Origin of the sequence: Labrenzia sp. PO1 (assembly GCF_012273635.1) — a bacterium.
GTDB classification, from domain to species: Bacteria; Pseudomonadota; Alphaproteobacteria; order Rhizobiales; family Stappiaceae; genus Roseibium; species Roseibium algicola.
This window is the reverse complement of sequence record NZ_JAAXCR010000003.1, coordinates 148,278-168,205: the sequence shown is the minus strand read 5'-3', so window position 1 is coordinate 168,205 and position 19,928 is coordinate 148,278. Positions and strand designations below refer to the sequence as shown.

The 19,928-nt window shown below is 56.1% G+C and carries 16 protein-coding genes; 12 read left to right on the top strand and 4 right to left on the bottom strand.

What is annotated here, in order from left to right:
* Nucleotides 1-69: 69 nt before the first annotated feature.
* Together HCG46_RS15760 and HCG46_RS15755 are read left to right on the top strand one after the other, a co-directional pair.
* Nucleotides 70-828, top strand: a complete 759-nt coding sequence (locus HCG46_RS15760; protein WP_168686777.1) for an FCD domain-containing protein — start codon at nt 70-72, stop codon at nt 826-828.
* Nucleotides 829-1,024: 196 nt separating this feature from the next.
* Nucleotides 1,025-2,176: a fumarylacetoacetate hydrolase family protein gene (locus HCG46_RS15755; RefSeq protein WP_168686776.1), complete on the top strand. Its 1,152-nt coding sequence runs from the start codon at nt 1,025-1,027 to the stop codon at nt 2,174-2,176.
* A gap of 59 nt (nt 2,177-2,235) precedes the next feature.
* On the opposite strand, the gene fumC is transcribed toward HCG46_RS15755, so the two are convergent.
* Both fumC and HCG46_RS15745 read right to left on the bottom strand, forming a co-directional pair.
* A complete protein-coding gene (gene fumC / locus HCG46_RS15750) occupies nt 2,236-3,621 on the bottom strand; it encodes a class II fumarate hydratase (RefSeq protein ID WP_168686775.1) in 1,386 nt (461 codons plus the stop codon).
* Between the two features lie 21 nt (nt 3,622-3,642).
* Nucleotides 3,643-4,452, bottom strand: a complete 810-nt coding sequence (locus HCG46_RS15745) for an alpha/beta hydrolase (RefSeq protein WP_205838566.1) — start codon at nt 4,450-4,452, stop codon at nt 3,643-3,645.
* Nucleotides 4,453-4,605: 153 nt separating this feature from the next.
* Between HCG46_RS15745 and HCG46_RS15740 the strand changes: the two genes are divergently transcribed.
* The 3 genes from HCG46_RS15740 (at nt 4,606) to lexA (ending at nt 7,914) form a co-directional block, all read left to right on the top strand.
* Complete coding sequence (locus tag HCG46_RS15740; RefSeq protein ID WP_168686774.1) at nt 4,606-6,186, top strand: acyl-CoA synthetase; 1,581 nt, start codon at nt 4,606-4,608, stop codon at nt 6,184-6,186.
* A 92-nt stretch (nt 6,187-6,278) separates the two neighbouring features.
* Entirely contained in the window at nt 6,279-7,082 is an 804-nt protein-coding gene (locus tag HCG46_RS15735; protein WP_209009496.1) for a hypothetical protein, read from the top strand.
* A gap of 121 nt (nt 7,083-7,203) precedes the next feature.
* Nucleotides 7,204-7,914 carry a transcriptional repressor LexA gene (gene lexA, locus HCG46_RS15730; RefSeq protein ID WP_022998485.1) on the top strand — a complete coding sequence of 237 codons (711 nt, stop codon included), beginning with the start codon at nt 7,204-7,206 and terminating at the stop codon, nt 7,912-7,914.
* 4 nt (nt 7,915-7,918) lie between these two features.
* Here the strand turns inward: lexA and HCG46_RS15725 are convergent, their stop codons facing one another.
* Complete coding sequence (locus tag HCG46_RS15725; RefSeq protein WP_353621826.1) at nt 7,919-10,237, bottom strand: ComEC/Rec2 family competence protein; 2,319 nt, start codon at nt 10,235-10,237, stop codon at nt 7,919-7,921.
* A gap of 221 nt (nt 10,238-10,458) precedes the next feature.
* Between HCG46_RS15725 and gltX the strand changes: the two genes are divergently transcribed.
* The 7 genes from gltX (at nt 10,459) to HCG46_RS15690 (ending at nt 18,764) form a co-directional block, all read left to right on the top strand.
* Nucleotides 10,459-11,883 carry a glutamate--tRNA ligase gene (gene gltX / locus HCG46_RS15720; protein WP_168686772.1) on the top strand — a complete coding sequence of 475 codons (1,425 nt, stop codon included), beginning with the start codon at nt 10,459-10,461 and terminating at the stop codon, nt 11,881-11,883.
* Nucleotides 11,884-12,119: 236 nt separating this feature from the next.
* Complete coding sequence (gene gltA / locus HCG46_RS15715; RefSeq protein ID WP_022998477.1) at nt 12,120-13,412, top strand: citrate synthase; 1,293 nt, start codon at nt 12,120-12,122, stop codon at nt 13,410-13,412.
* Between the two features lie 436 nt (nt 13,413-13,848).
* Complete coding sequence (locus HCG46_RS15710) at nt 13,849-16,275, top strand: methyl-accepting chemotaxis protein (RefSeq protein ID WP_168686771.1); 2,427 nt, start codon at nt 13,849-13,851, stop codon at nt 16,273-16,275.
* 399 nt (nt 16,276-16,674) lie between these two features.
* Nucleotides 16,675-17,091, top strand: coding sequence for a hypothetical protein (locus HCG46_RS15705; RefSeq protein WP_168686770.1), 417 nt, complete (start codon nt 16,675-16,677; stop codon nt 17,089-17,091).
* A 68-nt stretch (nt 17,092-17,159) separates the two neighbouring features.
* A complete protein-coding gene (locus HCG46_RS15700; protein WP_156912487.1) occupies nt 17,160-17,321 on the top strand; it encodes a hypothetical protein in 162 nt (53 codons plus the stop codon).
* A gap of 86 nt (nt 17,322-17,407) precedes the next feature.
* A complete protein-coding gene (locus HCG46_RS15695; RefSeq protein WP_077292780.1) occupies nt 17,408-17,740 on the top strand; it encodes a hypothetical protein in 333 nt (110 codons plus the stop codon).
* Nucleotides 17,715-18,764: an aminotransferase class I/II-fold pyridoxal phosphate-dependent enzyme gene (locus tag HCG46_RS15690; RefSeq protein WP_168686769.1), complete on the top strand. Its 1,050-nt coding sequence runs from the start codon at nt 17,715-17,717 to the stop codon at nt 18,762-18,764. The genes HCG46_RS15695 and HCG46_RS15690 overlap by 26 nt, the downstream gene beginning before the upstream one ends.
* Here HCG46_RS15690 and lpxB read toward each other — a convergent pair.
* Nucleotides 18,745-19,917, bottom strand: coding sequence for a lipid-A-disaccharide synthase (gene lpxB / locus HCG46_RS15685; RefSeq protein ID WP_286185405.1), 1,173 nt, complete (start codon nt 19,915-19,917; stop codon nt 18,745-18,747). The genes HCG46_RS15690 and lpxB overlap by 20 nt on opposite strands.
* Nucleotides 19,918-19,928 lie beyond the last annotated feature (11 nt).

Below are 19,928 nucleotides of genomic sequence, written 5' to 3'. Positions count from 1 at the left end.
GCGCAGGACACAACGCTGGTCTCGCCGATCAAGTTCGATTGGAAAGACCCGACTGCCTGAGTCTGTTGAATGGATAATAAAAAGCGTAATTTCTTCGAACTTCCGGACAAGGTCCTCACATCCCTGCCGACGGGGGCAGTCAAAGATACGGTCGAACATCTCGGTAGAAAGATTGCGCGGGGAGAATATCCGACAGGCGCGATCCTTCCGCGTGAGGACGAACTTGTCGACAGCCTCGGTGTTTCGCGAACTGTTGTCCGAGAAGCCATCAAGGTGCTTTGCGGCAAAGGGCTCGTTCGAACGGCACGCAGATATGGGTCTCGGGTCTGCCCCTTTGACGACTGGAACCTTCTCGATCCGGACGTCATTCGCTGGCATGACCCAAGAAGTCCGCAGACCGCGAGAATTTATGCGGAAGCAACCGACCTCAGACTGATTTTCGAGCCGGAGGCCGCCGCCCTGGCAGCCGTCAACGCAAGCCGGGAGCAACGCGACACCATTCTTGCGGCCGCGCGCGCCATCCATCCTCTGGATGGTCAGGAAAGCATGATCGGCGCCGACTACATGTTCCATGCCACGATCCTGCAGGCCAGTGGCAATCAGATGCTTTCCCAGCTCCAGAATCTGATCTACGCGGTCATGCTCTTTTCCTATGCCGCCTCACAACGAACCCCCCCGGAAGAAAAGATTGCACGTCGCAATCACGTAGGCGTTGCTGAAGCGATCGATTCCGGAGACGCAGAACTGGCACGTGGACGCATGAAAGACATGCTGGTGCAAAACAAGGCCATGGCGGACAAGCTGGTCGCGTCAGCCCTCCAGGAGTGACCTGGTTGCCGGCAAACCTGTTGGTCTGTCTGGCTAACAGAGAGAGACACCGGTAATTTCCTGACCAGATACCCACTCTCTCTAGCGAACCTATGGAATGGCGCCTGCGTTTCCACATTTGTTGGACAACTGAGAATTTTCCCAGCAGACTAGGGAAAACCAACAATGATGGCCTAACGGCCAACCTGGGAACGCCATGAAATTCTATTCAGAAACCGAATTGTCCTCCGGCACATTTTTGGGCCGTGTCTGGCGACCCGATGTCAAAGGGCCCGCCGTCGTCACACTGCGAGAAAACCGCGTTTTCGACATCACGTCCGCAGCCGCCCCCACCGTTCGGGATATTTGCGAACTAACGGAACCGGCTGCCTATGTTGCCGCAGCTAAAGGAGAAGATCTTGGCACTCTGGATGAAATCGCGGCTGGTACCTGCAGCGATCTCGCCAACCTGCATTTTCTGGCTCCCTGCGATTTACAAGCAGTGAAGGCATGTGGCGTGACCTTCGCAAATTCCATGGTCGAACGCGTGATCGAGGAGAAAGCGGCAGGAGATCCTCAAAAGGCCGAAGCCATACGGGCACGGGTAGGTGCAACCATCGGCGACAGCCTGCGTAACCTGCGAGCCGGATCCGAAGAAGCTGCCAAGGTCAAACAAGCGCTTATCTCCGAGGGGCTCTGGAGCCAATACCTGGAAGTCGGCATCGGCCCGGATGCCGAGGTCTTTTCCAAGGCGCAGGTTCTTTCCTCTGTCGGCACCGGAGCCGACGTCGGACTGCACCCGGTGTCCAGCTGGAACAACCCAGAGCCGGAAGTGGTTCTGACAGTCTCTTCAAAGGGTGTGATTGTTGGCGCAACGCTTGGAAACGACGTCAATCTGCGTGATGTCGAGGGCCGTTCAGCTCTGCTCTTGTCCAAGGCAAAGGACAACAATGCATCCTGTGCCATCGGACCGATGATCCGACTATTCGACCAGGGATATTCTCTGGATGACGTTCGACTGGCAGAACTGGACCTGACGGTGGAGGGAACGGACGGCTTCATCCTGAAGGGGAGATCTTCGATGAAGGAAATCAGTCGGGACCCTTTGGATCTGGTCCGGCAAACCCTGGGCCGCCACCATCAGTATCCCGACGGGATCATGCTGTTTCTCGGTACCCTCTTCGCACCGACGCAGGACCGGGACGTTGCCGGAGAAGGTTTCACTCACAAACTGGGCGACGTCGTTACAATCGAAAGTCCGGGCCTCGGTCGATTGAGCAACACCGTCCGGCTTTCGACCGAATGTCCGCAATGGACATTCGGCATAAGCTCCCTCATGCGCAATCTCGCGCAAAGGGGTCTCTTGTAGTCGTACGCCGAATTGCCCAGCGCATCACGAAAGCGCTCATCAGGAAACTTTCGGCCGACCTAAAGCGACGGCTGGACCATCTTCGCCGGATCAACAACCCGGTCGAATTCCTCCGCACTGACGAATTCAAGGTCAAGGCACGCCTGCTTCAAGGTCAGATCATGCTCAAACGCATGGTGTGCGGCATGACTGGCCTTGTCATATCCGATCACCGGACTTAGCGCAGTCACCAGCATCAGGGATTGATCCAGAAACTCCCTGATGCGCTTCTCGTTCGGCTCCATGCCTTCCACCAGGAAAAGGGAGAAGTTGGTGCAACCGTCGCCCATGATCTTTACCGACTGCAGGATCGCATTGATCATCAGCGGCTTGTAGACATTCATCTCCAGGTAGCCACTGGCGCCACCTATCCCGACGACGACGTCATTGCCCATCACCTGTGCCGCAACCATCGCCAGTGCCTCGCACTGCGTCGGGTTGACCTTGCCTGGCATGATCGAAGAGCCGGGCTCGTTTGCCGGAATTTTCAGCTCAAAGAAACCGCAGCGGGGCCCGCAGGACAAGAGGCGAATATCGTTTGCGATCTTGAACAAGGACACTGAAAGCGTCTTCAAGGCTCCGCTCAACATGACAAGAGCATCATGCGCCCCCTGAACCGCAAACTTGTTCGGAGCCGTATAGAACGGCAAGTCCGTCAGTTCCGCGATCCGGGTGGCAGACAACTCCGCAAAAAGGGGATGAGCGTTGATGCCCGTCCCGACTGCGGTTCCGCCCAGCGCCAGTCCATAGACATCCTTTAGGGCAAAACTGATGCGCTCAATGTCCTGACGCAGCATTTCCGCATAACCGGAAAACTCCTGACCAAGCGTCAAAGGCGTGGCGTCCTGCATATGCGTTCTGCCGATCTTTATGATGTCGTCCCAGGCGTCGGCTTTGTCTTGCAGGCTCTTGTGGAGCATCTGCACGCCGGGCAAAAGGCGATGTGTCACCTGGAGTGCAGCGGCCATGTGCATGGCTGCGGGAAAGCTGTCATTGGACGACTGAGACAGGTTCACGTGATCGTTCGGATGAACCGGATCCTTTGACCCCAGCACACCACCGGCAAGGGCAATGGCGCGATTGGAGATCACTTCATTCACGTTCATGTTGGTTTGTGTTCCGCTGCCGGTCATCCACACGTACAACGGAAAATGGTCGTCAAGTTTTCCATCAATTACTTCGTCGGCTGCCTGGACAATCAACCGAGCAAGATCTGCATCCAGCAACCCCAGCTCTTCGTTTGCTAGGGCCGCTGCCTTCTTCAAAACGCCATAAGCGTGGACAAGCTCTATCGGCATCAGGTCGCTACCGATGGAAAAATACTTCAAGGAGCGCTGTGTCTGTGCCCCCCAGTATTTGTCCTCCGGCACGTCTATTTCGCCGATGCTGTCGCTTTCAGTACGCATATGCGCCTCCTCGTGAGTGGCTCAAGGGGCCAGCAAGGTTTCCGTCAGTTCACTATCGGGATCCTTCAAACCGTCTATGACATCGAAATGATGGCGGCCGGGATCCTCCTTGTAGGTGGCCATTGGCCAGGTATCCGCAAGGAGTTTCGATTGCCTTAGAAACTCCGGACGCTCCGCTCCGCCAACCCAGGCGACAACCGGACAGTCAACGGCGGGCACCATCAATGCCGCACTTTCGGCCATGGCATCGTCTTCGTTCATCTGGAAGGACTTGTTCATCACCGTGTTTCTGAGCGGGCGAAGGTCGTGCAAACCGCTAATGGAAACAACACGCTCGATTCGATCCAGAACGTCTTTCGGCAACCGGCTGTCTTCGCAAATCATGCGTGTGACCAGATGCCCACCGGCGGAATGCCCGGCAAGACGGATCGGGCCACCAACGCGAGCAGCCGCCTTCGTAATCGCGACAGAGATTTGCCGCGTGATATCTGCGATCCGCGCATCAGGAGCCAGCTCATACGACGGCATGCATACCGTCCAGCCTCTTGCCAGGCAGCCGCTAGAAAAATGCGACCAGGAACTTTTGTCGAATCTCAGCCAGTAGCCTCCGTGCACGAACACGACGAGCCCCTTGGACTTCCTCTGCGGCCGAAACACATCGAACCGCTGACGATCCCCTTCCCCGTAAACGACATCCAGATCCTTTTCGACCCAGCTTTTCCGGAAGGTTTCCGCTTCCTGCGCCCAGCGCACGATGAAATCGTCAGCGCCCGGAATATAGGCAGCATTTGAATAGGCATCGTCCCAATCAATAATCGTCATCTCACTCATTCGAAATCCTCAGGCAAACGTCGAAACCGATCGGCGGCATACTTGCACGATTTACCTAGAAAGCGGAACGGCCTGAATGCCAATCTCAACTTGTCAAACGGACTGCCATCAACCTAACGTCTGAAAAAACCAGTAGTCGGGAGGCAAACTTAGATGGTGGAGCGCTGTTCCAATCGCGTGGCCAATCTTGCGCATTTTCTGTCCAGGAACGCTGCCCGGTGGCCCTCAGGTCCCGCAGTTGTCGAGGATGGGGTCACCTTGAGCTGGTCAGAAATCGATTCGCAGGTCTCCGCACTTGCCAAGGGTCTCCAATCGGAATTCGGCGTTTCCAAGGGCGACAGCTTGCTGGTCCAGGCCCAGAACTCGCATCAGATGATCGAGATCATGTTGGCCGCATTTCGTCTGGGAGCCATCTGGGTTCCCTGCAATTTCAGACAGGCTCCGGGCGAAACGGCCTATGCTGCGGTAAAAGCGAAGGCGAAGGTTTTCCTGTGTGACGCTGATTTTGGTGCTCAGGCCGATGCAGTGCGAAACGCCAGAGATCAGCTGACAGGATGCATTACAATTGGAGCCAGCGACTTTGGCACAAGCTATGAGGATCTCCTCTCCCGTTACCAGGGACAGGTCCTGCAGAACGAGGCAGTGGACTATAACGATCCCTGTTGGCTGTTCTTCACCTCAGGCTCAACCGGCCGCCCGAAGGCAGTTGTCCTTAGTCACGGGCAGATCGGATTCGTTTGCGTCAACTACATGGCAGACCTGTTGCCCGGGACGACGGAGCGCGATGCGTCGCTGGTCATAGCCCCATTGTCACACGGCGCAGGGTTACAACTGATTGCCCAGCTATCAGTTGGTTCTACACATGTTCTCCTGCCCGGAGGTGGCTTCAATCCCTCGACTGCATTCGAGTTGATCGAAAAACACAAGGTCAGCAATCTCTTCACCGTTCCCACAATCGTCAAACGCCTGGTGGAAGACCCTTCTGTTGATCAGTACGATCACTCGAGCCTTCGTCACGTCATTTATGCGGGGGCTCCCATGTACAGAGAGGACCAGAAGCTGGCACTCCAGAAATTGGGGCACGTTCTGGTTCAATACTACGGACTTGGCGAGGTCACCGGAAACATCACCGTGCTGCGGCCACAGGATCATTTTCTGGAGGATGGACCTGAGGCACGCAGCGGCACCTGCGGTACGGAGCGAACTGGTATAGAGGTTTCGATCCAGGACGAGGATGGCAATCATCTCCCCCCCAATGAAACGGGTGAAGTCTGCGTCATCGGTTCGGCAGTCTGTGCTGGCTATCTGGAAGACGAAGACGCCAACCAGAAGTCTTTCCGGAACGGCTGGTTCCGCACCGGAGACATCGGTCACATGGATGAACAGCGGTACCTCTTCCTGACAGGCCGAGCGTCGGACATGTACATTTCTGGTGGCTCCAACGTCTACCCGAAGGAAGTCGAGGAAGTGCTGCTTACACATCCGGATATTTCCGAGGTCGCAATTCTCGGGATTCCGGACAGGCAATGGGGCGAAGTTGGCCTAGCCGTTTGTGTGGCTGCCCCAGACAATTCACCCGACCCTCAGGAACTCAGCGACTATCTGAACGGCAAGATCGCCCGCTACAAGATGCCTGCACGTTATCTCTTCATTCCCGCAATGCCGACAAGTGCCTATGGCAAGATCACCAAGAAACTGGTGCGGGAGCATTTGACCGAGAAAGGCCTGTTGTGAGACGGCCCGCCCCCAGGTCTCTGTCCGACATTCGTCATCCCGGCCCTTCTGCCATCAATCGGCTCCCCCATGCCAGATGTCTGGCGAAACCATTGGAAATCTCCCTGGCAGAGCAAACTCCCTTGCTGGAGGCGCTGGGCCGCTTCGCCACGCACCAAGGACTGAGCTCCGCCGTTCTCGATCTTTCCGGGCTGATGCTCGAAGCGTTCGACTTTGTGATGCCTGCCTGTGCAATCGATGACAGACATGCAGCCTGGTATAGCGACACGCACTCTTCGAAAGGCGCAACGCTGGAGTCCGCAGTTGCCATTCTCGGGATACGAGATGGTGAATGGTTCGCTCATGTACACGCTTATTGGCACGAGGAAGAAGTCGAGCACCTTGGCCACTTACTGCCGCATACGCTGAAGGTTGCGCATCAGGGGGCTATCAAAGGGTACGGCCTGCAAGGCGCAGCCTTCGTGGCATCGCTGGATCCGGAAACCGAATTCACGCTGTTTCGTGTGCAACAGGATGACGAACAGTCACGGACAACCGACTACAATGCGCTTATCACCACACTCGCTCCGTTTGCCGACCTGACGGACAGCATCCAAGAACTCGCAAAAGAGCTGAAAGCCCCCTCCTACGAAGTCTATGGACTGGGCAGTCTGGCCGGAGCAGCGTTTCGCGATGCCCAGCCGATGACAGGTCTGATCTCCGAGATACTCCTGACTGAAAACGCTGGCGCGAATCCGGAACAAGAGCTTTGTATCCCAATCCGCGCCGTTGATCTCGACGGTGGACTGCATCGGGGCATTCTCACCGCTGGTGGCGCGCCGACTTTGATCACCTGTGAACTGCTGATCCTGACCGGATCGAAGGATGACCTAAATCCGATATCGGAGACGGATTGAATACGGCAACTTGTTCGAAGCCAAGAACAGTAAGAGAACATTTACCCTTGCAGAACACAATGAGAACAGGTACCATGTTCTTGATTTGTACCAGATGTTTTCTCGGTCAGGGGACGCCTACATGCTGACGCGCAAGCAGTACGAACTGCTCATGTTCATTCACGAAAGACTGAAAGAAACCGGTGTGCCGCCGTCTTTCGACGAAATGAAGGATGCGCTCGACCTGCGCTCCAAGTCTGGCATTCACCGCCTGATCACCGCGCTTGAAGAACGTGGCTTCATCCGGCGCCTGCCGAACCGGGCCAGAGCCATGGAGGTTGTTCGTCTTCCGGACTCCATCGCACCCGGCCTGGGTGCTCCACGACCAAGAGGCAGCTTCTCACCTGAAGTCATTGAAGGCTCACTCGGCAAACCGGAGCCGGAAAAAGCTGCACCGGTGCCGGTGTCCAGTGTTACGGAAATTCCTGTCATGGGCCGCATTGCAGCCGGTGTGCCCATCGAGGCCATTCAAACACACAGCCATTCCATCACAGTGCCGCAGGACCTGCTTGGTCGCGGGGAACACTACGCGCTGGAGGTTCGTGGTGATTCCATGATTGAGGCCGGCATTCTGGACGGTGATACTGTTCTTATCCGCCGGACCGACAGCGCCGACAGTGGCGACATCGTTGTTGCACTTGTGGACGATGAAGAAGCCACCTTGAAGAGGCTGCGCAAGAAAGGCGCTTCCATCGCTCTTGAAGCAGCCAACCCGGCTTATGAAACCAGGATCTTCGGTCCCGGCCGCGTTCGTGTTCAGGGCCGCCTCGTTGCCCTGTTTCGTCAGTATTGACCAGTCACTCCTCTGCGCGCGCTTCGGCCACCGAGGCGCGCTCGGCTAGACGCAGGCTGTCTCTCGTTACCGTACCCTGGTGATGCCAGGGGCGCGGTGGATCAGGGATGGCAAACTTCAGTTTCTCGATTTTCAGATTTTCGTTTGGCGGATGGCCCGGTGCACTGGCACCGCTCGTAGCATTTACGGCCTGGCTGAAATCACCGGGCGATAGCCAGATGGAGACGGCACCACGTTCGGTGCGCGTACCGTGATCCAGGACGAGGGCTGCGCCGCAGCTCTCCGGAGCGACAAGATCGGTCACGACCAAATCGGCATATCGGCAATCCAGCTGAAACGCTTCAAATGTCTTTGGCTGCGCGATTGCAAGAAACGATTGCCTGCCATCCAGCCGTTCTGCGTCCTCTGAATTGACGTAGGCCCTGATGACACAACCGTCGTCATCGCAATTTCTTTGAGGCGATTTCATCTTGCGCGACAAGATCGCATCATTCCTCACTCCTTCCGACTGCAGCCAGAGATCACTTGCAAACGATCTCCCCCTAGCTGCGTAACGCAAAGTTCCCGTTTCATCGCGGGCAGCTATTCGAGAGCCGCTTGCAGCAATCTGGATATCCGGAGGCCGGCTGGTGAGAACAATCAATATTCCTGCGACGAGAGGCACTCCTGCGAGCACACGCTTTCTGCCAGGCACCAACAATCCGGCAAATAATGCTGATAGCAACAGCAATGCAGCAGCCCCGTCGAGCCTTCCGGAAGTTCCGCTGCCGGCATCCAGGGCTGCGGTAAAGGAAGCAACCTTCAACAGAAGTGAAACTCCGAAAGACATGACAGCCAGAGGGAGAGCCGCAAGGCCGAAGGGCATCAGAACGAATGCAAGTACTCCCATAGGCATCACAACAAGTGAAAACACCGGCATTCCCAGCAAGTTGCCGACAAGGCCATAGGGCGCGATGCGGCTGAAGTGATGAGCTCCTATAATGCCGGTCGCCAGCCCCGCGACCAATGCGGTTACGAACAGCCCTGCAGCCCACTTGCCGAGGTAAAGACAAGTCGCCATGCCCCATCCGGACACTCTTTCACCAGATGACAGGGAACGATCTCGCTGCCGCCACAGGTCATATACGGCGACCAGGCAGATCACGGCAGCGAAGGACATCTGGAAGCCGGGGAAAAACAACCGCTCAGGAGCAATCAGCAAGAGTACGAGGCCAGCCAACGCTACGCTTCGCAGGGTCAGGCCGCGTCGCCCCACCAGAATTCCGACAAAGACAATCGCGATCATCAGGAACGATCGTTGCGTCGCAACCGCACCACCGGACAGAAGCAGATAAATAACAGCAGCACCAAGGGCTGAAAGCGCGGCCCATTTATGCACCGGCCACCTGAGCGTCAGTATCGGCACCAACGAAAAGAGCAGCAAGACCGCCCCATAGGCGCCACCGGCAAAGAGCGCCATATGCAGCCCGGAAATTGCAAGAATGTGAGCCAATCCGGCGGCCCGTAAAATCTCTTCCTGCTCTTCGGTTATACCGCTGCGGTCTCCAACCAGAAGAGCAACGATCAGTGCGGTTTCCGGCCCTTCCGAAAGATTGCTCCTAATACGCTCCGCGAGGTCTATTCGAAGCTTGGCAACGGCAACGGCAGGGCGAAATTCATTTCCAGCCTCCTCAGTCTCGATGACCTCGGGGGACCCGAAACTGAAACCCGTCGCACCTATCTGCTGAAAGAAGGCCCGGAAGGAATAATCGTATCCTCCTGGAAAGACGGGACCTGCAGGGGGAAACAACCGCGCACTGACGCTCACGGTGCGCCCCACTTCAATGTCGCTTCCTGCCGGAACGCGCAAGCGCACTTTAGCGGGGAACTCGCCCTCCTCGACAGGACGCCCATTGACCGAGGATACGGCCAGCACGATCCGGTGACCGGCTGCCGCGCTGTCAATCTCTTCTATGTAGCCAGCCAAATCCGCGTTCATCTGTTCGGCAAGGCGAGGCGCCGAAACATATGCCGTTCGAAGACTGGAGGCTGCCAGTCCGGCAAAGAATGCCAGGAAGAGAACGACGGAAACCGCCACCGTGCCGCGCCGCTTCACACGCCAGAGAACCGCGCTTACCAGCAGGACCAGAACTCCCAACAGAACCCAGGAAGGTTCTTCGGGCAACCAAACGTAGACACCAATTCCCCCGGCAAACGCGAAGGCACACCACAACAGCCCTTGCGAATCCCAAAGACGATCTGCTGACGCATTGTGAGCAGAATAAGTGTGACCAGCGCCCGCTGGCCTTGAACTCCGTTTCTCACGTACTTCAGGCGTGAGCACGGCAGGTGATAAATCCTCGCGCTCAACATCAAGGGTTGCCGTTTGCGACCGGCCGGCAGAAATATCGAGCGGACCGGACCGTGACGTCACTTCAGCTCCTCGTTTTGGTCCAAGAAATGGCCGGAGCCCCTATTTAGCCTCGCCAAAGCCTGTGCTAAGACCGCGCCACCAATCCGGCGCGCTCCGCGCCGTCATACTGACAGAGACTTTCATAAAGCACCATGGCACAGAACATCGTCACGCGCTTCGCCCCATCCCCGACCGGGTTCCTGCATATCGGCGGCGCCCGCACCGCGCTCTTCAACTGGCTCTTCGCGCGTCATCACGGCGGCAAGATGCTGCTGCGGATCGAAGATACGGATCGGGCTCGCTCCACGCAGGAAGCGGTGGACGCATTGATTGACGGCCTGTCCTGGCTTGGGCTCGACTGGGACGGAGACCCGATCTCCCAGTTCTCCCGTGTTGAGCGCCACAAGGAAGTGGTCGAGGAAATGCTGGCCAACGGCACGGCCTATCGCTGCTACAGCACCCCGGAAGAGCTTGACGCCATGCGCGAGAAAGCCCGCGCCGAGGGCAAGCCGCCCCGCTATGACGGGACATGGCGCGAGCGAGACGCCTCCGAAGCCCCGGCCGGCGTTGACCCAGTTATCCGCATCAAGGCCCCTCAGGAAGGCGAGACAGTGGTCGACGATCTCGTTCAGGGTCGCGTCGTGATCCCGAACAAGGACCTTGATGACTTCGTACTGATGCGCTCCGACGGAACGCCGACCTATATGCACGCTGTTGTGGTGGACGATCACGACATGGGCATCACACACATCATCCGCGGCGTCGATCACTTGACGAATGCGGCCCGCCAGACGCTCATCTTCAAGGCTCTGGGATGGGATGTACCGGCAATGGCGCATATTCCGCTCATTCACGGGCCGGACGGCGCAAAACTTTCCAAACGTCACGGTGCGACCGGCGCCGAAGCCTATCGCGAGATGGGCTATCTGCCGCAGGCCATGCGGAATTATCTGGCACGTCTCGGCTGGAGCCATGGTGATGAGGAGATCATTTCGCTCGAAGACATGATCAAGTGGTTCGGTTTCGACGCTGTCGGTCAGTCGGCTGCGCGTTTCGATTTCAAGAAACTTGAGAACCTCAACGGTCATTACATGCGCGCGACCGATGACGGCGAATTGCTGGGCCATTGGAAGGTCTATCTCGCACACGCCGAAGGCGGCGACCAGATTCTCGCCTGGCTTGCCGACGGTGACAACGAGAACACCACGCTTGCTGCACTTCCCGGACTGAAGGAACGGGCCAAGACCCTGGTCGAACTGACGGAAAGCGCCTCCTATCTGTGGCGTCAGCGCCCGCTCGACACCGACGAAAAGGCCCAGAAGATCCTGGACGACGAGGCCCGGGCGATCCTGAAGGATCTTCACGAAGTTCTTTCCAGCGCTTCTGACTGGAGCGCGGACCCGCTGGAAACTGCTGTAAAGGCCTACGCGGAAGACAAGGAATTGAAACTGGGCAAGGTGGCGCAGCCGCTACGGGCCGCGCTGACGGGCCGAGGCACGTCACCCGGCATTTATGACGTCCTGATCGCTCTTGGCCGGGAAGAATCCCTTGCCAGAATTCAGGATCAGGCAGCCTGAGACAAAGCACTGCCGGATGCATTTTTAGGCAAAAGCCAAGCTTCCGGCAGTCGCTCTGGTTGGCGAAATCCGTCTTTGACCAAAGCGTTATATCGGCCAGCTTGCGGCAGTGCAGTAAATGGGCTACGCAAGACGCGAAAAAGTCTCCAGTGCTGGTCCGGCAACCGGAAACGGGACCCATCGCCTGAAGGGTCAAACCAGGACAGCACATCCGTTTAACGTAAAGGGGTTTCTGAATGGCCGACAACAACGCCAAGCTCAATGTCGGTGGTAACGACCACGCATTCGACGTTCTTGACGGATCAATCGGACCGTCGGTTGTGAACATCTCGTCCTTGTACAAGGACACCGGCATGTTCACCTACGACCCGGGCTTCACCTCCACCGCCTCCTGCGAGTCAAAGATCACCTATATTGATGGTGACGAAGGCACCCTGCTCTACCGCGGGTACCCGATCGAGCAACTCGCCGACCACGGCGACTTCCTGGAGTCCTGCTATCTTCTGCTCTACGGCGAACTGCCGACGAAGACCCAGAAGGACGACTTCGTCAATCGTGTGACCTACCACACGATGATCCACGAACAGATGAACCGTTTCTTCTCCGGTTTCCGTCGCGACGCCCACCCGATGGCAGTCATGGTCGGAACGGTTGGGGCGCTGTCCGCCTTCTATCACGACTCGACCGACATCACCGATCCGCACCAACGCATGGTTGCCTCCCTGCGCATGATCGCGAAGATGCCGACCATCGCTGCAATGGCTTACAAGTACCACGTTGGTCAGCCATTCGTTTATCCGCGCAACGACCTGAGCTATGCGGCAAACTTCCTGCATATGTGCTTCGCGGTCCCTTGTGAGGAATACAAGGTGAACCCGGTTCTGGCCCGCGCCATGGATCGCATCTTCATTCTTCACGCCGACCATGAGCAGAATGCATCGACCTCCACGGTTCGTCTGGCAGGTTCTTCCGGTGCAAATCCGTTTGCCTGTATCGCAGCCGGTATCGCTTGCCTCTGGGGGCCGGCACATGGCGGCGCCAACGAAGCAGCGCTCAACATGCTGTCGGAAATCGGCTCCGTGGACCGCATTCCGGAATATGTCGCTCGTGCCAAGGACAAGAACGACCCATTCCGTCTGATGGGCTTTGGTCACCGCGTCTACAAGAACTACGACCCGCGTGCGCGCATCATGCAGAAGACCACGCACGAAGTTCTCGGCGAGCTCGGCATCAAGGACGATCCGCTGCTGGACGTTGCCATGGAGCTGGAAAAAATCGCGCTCAACGACGAATATTTCGTCGAGAAGAAGCTGTACCCGAATATCGACTTCTATTCCGGCATCACGCTGCGCGCGCTTGGCTTCCCGACCACGATGTTTACCGTTCTGTTCGCTCTGGCCCGTACCGTCGGCTGGATCGCCCAGTGGAAGGAAATGGTGGAAGATCCGTCCCAGCGCATCGGCCGTCCGCGTCAGCTCTACACTGGTGAGAAACTGCGCGACTACACGCCGATCGACCAACGCCGCTAAGGCCGCACACAGACAAGCACCTGAAATTTGCAGCAGCATTTCAGCTGAATGCATATCAAAACGGAAGACGCTCGGCTTTATTGCCGGGCGTCTTCTTTATTTTGTTACCCAGCGGAAACAAAACAAATCCAAGAAAAATTTTTCCTTCTCAATCGAGGCAAGAAAAAAAGCATTCACCTGCCATTACTCAAGAGAATAGAAAATATCGAATATTTTCCAAAAAATAAAATGAAACAAAAAAATAGAAAGCATGCTTATAAAAATCGAAATGATATTTCTCTAATTTTCCTTATTTACATATGAGATAAAGAATTAATCGTTGTAATTACACCATAAATTCCCGTAATAGAGAATTTTCACGAATAATAAGGAATTTTTGCTTACCCTTTCAAACAAATAGCGCACATTGAATACGCTGGGGTTTCGAGGGGTTAACATGAGTTTCCTGAAGTTCGCTTCTGACTTGAAGTTTGGGGTAAAAGTCGGCGGTAGTTTTGCTGCCGTTGTTGCCCTTACGGGCATTGTAGGTGGTGTTGGCGCATACAGCGTCTTGACCCTCTCGGAGCGTATGGAGGTTGCCAAACAGTCAACTTCCGCCATTGCCCAGTTGCAAAACCTGGCAAGCAAGAAGGAAAGCTTCCTGTCCTCACAGGACCTTCAGACAGCTGAGGCAACAATCTCCGACATCGGTGTGTTGAGTGCCGAACTTGAAACGCTCCAGAACCAGCTCAAGACTGATCCCGAAGCTCAGGTTCCCGTCGCTGAAGCAGCTACCGCTGTAAAGCAATTCCGTGAGGCTTTCGAAGAGGTCGTCGGCCTGACGCAGACACAGACCGCAAAGCAACAGCAACTTGATGGCGCTGTGCAAAATCTTGAGAAGATCTCTTCGGAGATCCTCGGCAAGGCCCTGATGGCGCGAGACGGCGTCAGCCAGGACGAGACAAACGCACGCAAGACGCTGGTACTCGCCAACAAGGTCGGCCAGGCTGCCGCCGGTTTCCAGGAAGAGGCACTTACCCTTCAAAATCTTTTCAACGCTGCAGCCAACAACGCCAAGCAGCTTTCGGACATCAAGGATCGGGTTGCCCTGCTTGTGCCTTCTGCCAAGCAGATGGCAGCAAACAGCTTTGACGGCGTCGACCCGGGCAAGTTCCAGCAGCTTGCTGCCAAAACGGCCGAACTGGAGCAGACACTCGGCAAACTGACCGAGACGAAGGACTACATTGCGATCTTCGACCTGACAGATGCCGCCAAGGCGGGGTTCGAGCAGCTTGTTTCCGATGTGAAGGAAATCCGTTCACAGGCAAATGTGGCCATCGACAATGTCTATGCACAGGCTGACCAGATCAACCAGCGTTTCTATGTCGTCGACAGTGTCGCGGACACGGTTATGCAGATCGAGGCAGACGCAAACGCAGTAAAGGCCGCCGCGTTCTACTTCATGCTTTCGCCGAGCGACACGTCTCAGCAGACCGTGACGACCGGTATCGAGGGCCTCGACAAACTGGCGTCCCGGCTCGAATCGAGCGCCAAGGACTTCCCGGCGATCTCCGACATCGTCCCGGCTGTGAAGAGCTCTATCGACAGCTTCGCTGCGAGTTTTTCCGAACTGGCTTCAAACCAGCTCCAGCTCGCCGAACAGATCGACACCATGACGGAACTGTCTCAGACAGTGCAGACGCAAATCACCACCATCTCCACCAATCAGAGCGCTGCTGCACAAGCCTCCAGCACCAGCGCACTTGGCGTTATCAGCCTCGCCCTTCTGACAGCCATCCTGGCCGGAGTTGGGATGGCTATCGCACTCAACTTCGCGGTAACACGCCCTCTTCGCCGGACCACCGAAACCATGTCCCGCCTGGCGGAAGGTGACACGGATGTCGAGATCGACGGCACCGGGCGCGGTGACGAGATTGGCGACATGAGCCGAACCATGCAGGTCTTCCGCGACAACGCTGTTGAGCGACTGCGCCTGCAGTCGGAAACAGAGCAAGACCAGCACCTGCGTGCAGAGCGGCAAGCCCGCATTGAGGCGCTGATTTCCGGTTTCCGCGAGAAAGCGACAGAAGTCCTGGGCTCCGTTGCAGAAACGGCACAGACACTTGATGGCACCGCTCAGGATCTCAGCGCTATCGCCAGCCAGAACTCCAGCCTTGCCGATAGCACCTATGGTGTAACCGACGAAGCGACACAGAACGTTCAGACGGTTGCAAGCGCCGCAGAGGAGCTTGCCGCTTCTATTCAGGAAATCTCCCGTCAGGTGAACCAGACCACGCAGGTTGTCGATCGGGCAACCGAAGGCACACAGGTCACAAACGAAAAGGTTCAAAGCCTTTCGACAGCAGCCACCAAGATCGGCGAAGTCGTCAACCTGATCCAGGCGATCGCAGAGCAGACCAATCTCCTGGCCCTCAATGCAACGATCGAAGCCGCACGCGCCGGCGAGGCCGGCAAGGGTTTTGCAGTCGTTGCCGCCGAAGTAAAGGAACTGGCAACCCAGACGTCCAAGGCCACCGAGGAAATCAGCTCGCAGATCTCCGAAATCCAGAACGCAACCAAGGACGCCGTTGTCGCAATTGAGGCGATCACACAGACTATGGAAGAGGTCAACGAATACACCTCAACCATTGCAGCGGCAGTCGAACAGCAAGGTGCTGCAACGAGCGAAATCTCGGTCAACGTTCAGCGGGCTGCCGAGGGCACAGGTTCCGTAAAGACCAACATGTCGGATCTATCGCAGGCAGTCGCCCAGACCAGTCAGAACGCCAATCTGGTTCTCGGCGCTTCAAGCGAATTGTCGCAGAAAACCGATATTCTGAAGAATGAAGTCGGGCATTTCCTGGACAACGTAGCCAACGCCTGAACGAAGCAACCTGATCCCACGAGACTTGGAAAAACCGGGGGCGAACTGCACCCGGTTTTTTGTTTGTCTGGCCTGCACGTGTTCATCGGAACTTCCAAAAGCGTGCCCCAAACAGGGACGCGATTGCTTCATGTCTTAATTTTCAGCATGAAAATGTCGTCGCGACAGAGTTGCCATTTCAGCGAAAGCTGAGTTTTTCTCGTGTAAAAACAATCACTTGAAAAAGATAAGAATATTCACAATATTCCAATCAATATTCGTTAAAATACCATCGATTAAGCAGAAATTCACCTAAAGTTAGCTTGTATAAATTCATCAATTTTATTCGGTTAGCACTTAAAAAATTTGCTGATACGCTCCTCTCGTCATTTCGTTTCTTTGAAATGAAGGGAGAAGATGATGAATGCTCGTAGTATTAAATCACTTACAGTTGCGGCAACAATTAGCCTCTTCGGGTTGCCAGCAATCGCAGCCGACGTAAGTCTTTCCTTTGACAAGATAACAACTGTCGATGCTGACGGTGACATGTCGGTGTGCACCAAAAGGTATGGATCCGGTTACAAGACAAGCGCATCTGACAAAGGCGCTGAGCACCGTGAGACGGACAACGGACACTCCTTCAAAGTAGTCAGCAACGATGTTTCTCAGAACATGGGGGTCGTTTCGTTTCACAATACCTACCTGATGTCCTTTGATGGTGAAACGGACCCTGTTTCAGCTGAGCTGTGGGCGACAGGTCTGGCCGGCGAACCGGTGTACCGTGGAACTTTCTCGGATGGCACCTGCCGCGGCCACGTTGATATGTCAGCGTCCTGAACCGGCGAAGCCGCAACTTCTATAATTTCCTTCTTGTTTCCGCATTCATTGAATTGGGAGAAAATCACATGAAAAATCTCTTGAAACTCTACCAGCAAGCAAATCGTTTTCCGCACGACATCAACCAGGCCGACAGCAAGGCTCTCTGCTACGGCGGTCATTGCGTTGTACACATTGATCCCTCTGCCGAGGTCGAAACGGCCGACCGTAAAACGTCAGAAAAGAAGTAACCCTTCCAACATTTAACCGTTTCCCGGGCGAAAAGGTGAGCCTTCGTTCGCCCCGGGGATCGGTCATCAAGGAGAAAGGGAATGCGATGCCGTCAGCTGAATTTGCCTTGCCCTTCGATACTGTCGATGAGCTTGATCTGGAATGCATCATCACCAAGTTGACTGCCTCGGATACCGCCGGCGGATACAACTGGCCTGTCTCTTCGGCCCGCAAGGTTGAAGAGGCCTACAGGTCGTTCCTCAAATCTGCCAGAGACCAGATGCAATGTGGCGCCGACACGAGTGTGCACCTGCAGCCAACCCACGTCGTCGATATCTTCTGGCACACCCACATCCTCTTCACGCGAAAATACTTCAAGGACTGCGAAGCGGTCTTCGGACAATATCTGCACCATGAACCAGTTTTGCCCAGCCAGTAACCGTCTCAAACACCCGAGAACTGCTGCTCCCTTCAGGCTGGATCATCTTCTGAAGGAGCGCCAGGACCTTTTCAGGTGGCCCAAAACCTTCGAAGCTGACATTCATGCAATAACTGCCCACATTGGCGAAGCTGCCAGCGCGAGCGTACTGGCCGGGATTGAAACGGACCTTCAGGAAAAAGCCGAGAGAGCAGCGCGCACTGCCTTGGGACTTTCGGATGGTGTCTCGGCTGTCTTCGGCCACAGTATTATCCAGCTCCTGGAGCAGGTTCTGATCACCCGATCCGAGAACCATCCAGTGTCGACCTTGAACAGGGATTTCTTCCTGTTCGACAAGACCTTGATGAAACTCGGTATCGCACAGGAGAAGTTCCCGACACTGGACGAGCTGATCAGGAAATCTCCTTCGCATCACGCTGTCCTGCTAAGTGCCCCAAACAATCCGACCACGCAGGATCTTTCACCCTGTGAACTGGAGAGCCTGGTGAGTGCCAGAGAAGGACTGGTGCTCCTGGACGAGGCTTACGTGCTTTTCTCAAGAGCCCCAGAACACCGCCTCGCCTTTTTGAAGAAGCATCCCAACCTGGTTCTTTTGCGCGGCACCTCAAAGAGCGGTCTCGCGGGAATAGGACTTGGCTACATGCTTTGTTGCGAGACAACTGCCGTGGAGTTCCTCCAGTCGCGCGTGAGCAGTATGATAAGTGCCATTCAAGCCGCCATGGCGATACGCTTGTTCGGCAAATACGATGAGCTCCGGCGCATGGCAGCCCGTCTCGCAGGCATGCGCGACGACACTGGACGCAGGATCGCGCAGGAGACCCGATGCCATCCGGTTTCTGGCAGTTGTGACTTTCTTCTGATACGCACCGGACGCAGCGATTGCAGCGAAATCGTCCGCACGATGAATGACAGTGGAATACCCGCACTCGCCTATCAACAGCTGCCCGGCTATGAAGACGCGGTGAAACTGTTCCCCGCCGCTTTTGAGCGAGGCGACGACATCGTCAGGATTCTGTCTTCATAGCAGCAAGCACGACATCGGCCGCAGCCCCGCGCTGGCTATGCCCATCCGGCAAGCGCATGACATCATCAAGCTTTTGCAGATGCTCGATCTGTTTCTGGCGTTCAGGACCGCTATTCAGAAGCTCAACGAGATGGTTCGCCAGCACCTTTGGCTGCACTTCCTCATCAAGGAACTCCGGGATGGCTTTTGTTCCCAGGATGATGTTTGGCAGGACAAAGGAATCAACGCTCGAGAATTTGAAGACCCGGTTGAGTTCCTTCATCCGTCTGAAAAACCAGTCGACTTTGTAGGCAACGACCATCGGAACGCCTGATAGAGCCAACTCAAGTGAAACAGTGCCGGACGCGGCCAAGGCTGCGTGCGCCTTTCGGAAGGCCGCCCGCTTGGCGTCCAGGCCGGTCACAATCTCGACCGGAACAGGCCAATGGGCCGTATCCTGCCGGATCTTGTCTTCAAGGTGCGCGACTGCCGGCAGAATAACCTTGAGCCCGGGCAACTTTTCTTTGACGATCGCAACAGTCTTAGCGAAGTCGCCTAGCAACCTGTCAATTTCGCTTCGCCGGCTCCCCGGCAGCACAAGCAGGATCTTCTCGTCTGCCTCTACAGGCGCTCTTTCGCCAACCGAGGGGCGCAGTTCGGATGCGATTTCACTCAAGGGATGGCCAACGTAATGGGTGCGCGGGCCACCGAGCTTGCGGTGCACATCAGGTTCAAACGGCAACAAGGCCAGAAGGTCGTCGACGTAGACGCTCATCTTGCGGGCCCGGCCTGGACGCCAAGCCCAGACAGAAGGTGAAACATAACCGACGATGGGTATGTGTGGCGCGCGCTTGCGCACGCGCTTGGCAACGTTATGCGTGAAGTCCGGACTGTCAACGATAACCAGAATATCCGGATTGGCCGCAACCACGGCATCCACGGTCTGGTAGACCCGCCTGATGATCAACGGCAATCTGGCGAGGACTGCCGTCAATCCCATGACGGAAACATCAGACATGTCAAAGAAGCTTTTGAGGCCCAGAGACATCATCCGTTCGCCGCCGACACCGCAGTAACGAACACCTACGCCCAACCGTTCGTTGAGCGCCTTCATCAATTCCGACCCGAGCTGGTCACCAGATTCTTCGCCTGCAACCAGGCAAATCGTGGGCATTTTTCCTGTCA

What these genes read in the sequence shown, in the direction of transcription:
- fumC (WP_168686775.1), bottom strand. Translation starts at nt 3,621, where the DNA reads ATGCGTACTGAAAGCGACAGCATCGGCGAAATAGACGTGCCGGAGGAC.
- gltX (WP_168686772.1), top strand. Translation starts at nt 10,459, where the DNA reads ATGGCACAGAACATCGTCACGCGCTTCGCCCCATCCCCGACCGGGTTC.
- HCG46_RS15695 (WP_077292780.1), top strand. Translation starts at nt 17,408, where the DNA reads ATGCCGTCAGCTGAATTTGCCTTGCCCTTCGATACTGTCGATGAGCTT.
- HCG46_RS15700 (WP_156912487.1), top strand. Translation starts at nt 17,160, where the DNA reads ATGAAAAATCTCTTGAAACTCTACCAGCAAGCAAATCGTTTTCCGCAC.
- HCG46_RS15740 (WP_168686774.1), top strand. Translation starts at nt 4,606, where the DNA reads ATGGTGGAGCGCTGTTCCAATCGCGTGGCCAATCTTGCGCATTTTCTG.
- HCG46_RS15755 (WP_168686776.1), top strand. Translation starts at nt 1,025, where the DNA reads ATGAAATTCTATTCAGAAACCGAATTGTCCTCCGGCACATTTTTGGGC.
- lexA (WP_022998485.1), top strand. Translation starts at nt 7,204, where the DNA reads ATGCTGACGCGCAAGCAGTACGAACTGCTCATGTTCATTCACGAAAGA.
- HCG46_RS15705 (WP_168686770.1), top strand. Translation starts at nt 16,675, where the DNA reads ATGAATGCTCGTAGTATTAAATCACTTACAGTTGCGGCAACAATTAGC.
- lpxB (WP_286185405.1), bottom strand. Translation starts at nt 19,917, where the DNA reads ATGCCCACGATTTGCCTGGTTGCAGGCGAAGAATCTGGTGACCAGCTC.
- HCG46_RS15710 (WP_168686771.1), top strand. Translation starts at nt 13,849, where the DNA reads ATGAGTTTCCTGAAGTTCGCTTCTGACTTGAAGTTTGGGGTAAAAGTC.
- HCG46_RS15690 (WP_168686769.1), top strand. Translation starts at nt 17,715, where the DNA reads ATGAACCAGTTTTGCCCAGCCAGTAACCGTCTCAAACACCCGAGAACT.
- HCG46_RS15760 (WP_168686777.1), top strand. Translation starts at nt 70, where the DNA reads ATGGATAATAAAAAGCGTAATTTCTTCGAACTTCCGGACAAGGTCCTC.
- HCG46_RS15745 (WP_205838566.1), bottom strand. Translation starts at nt 4,452, where the DNA reads ATGAGTGAGATGACGATTATTGATTGGGACGATGCCTATTCAAATGCT.
- gltA (WP_022998477.1), top strand. Translation starts at nt 12,120, where the DNA reads ATGGCCGACAACAACGCCAAGCTCAATGTCGGTGGTAACGACCACGCA.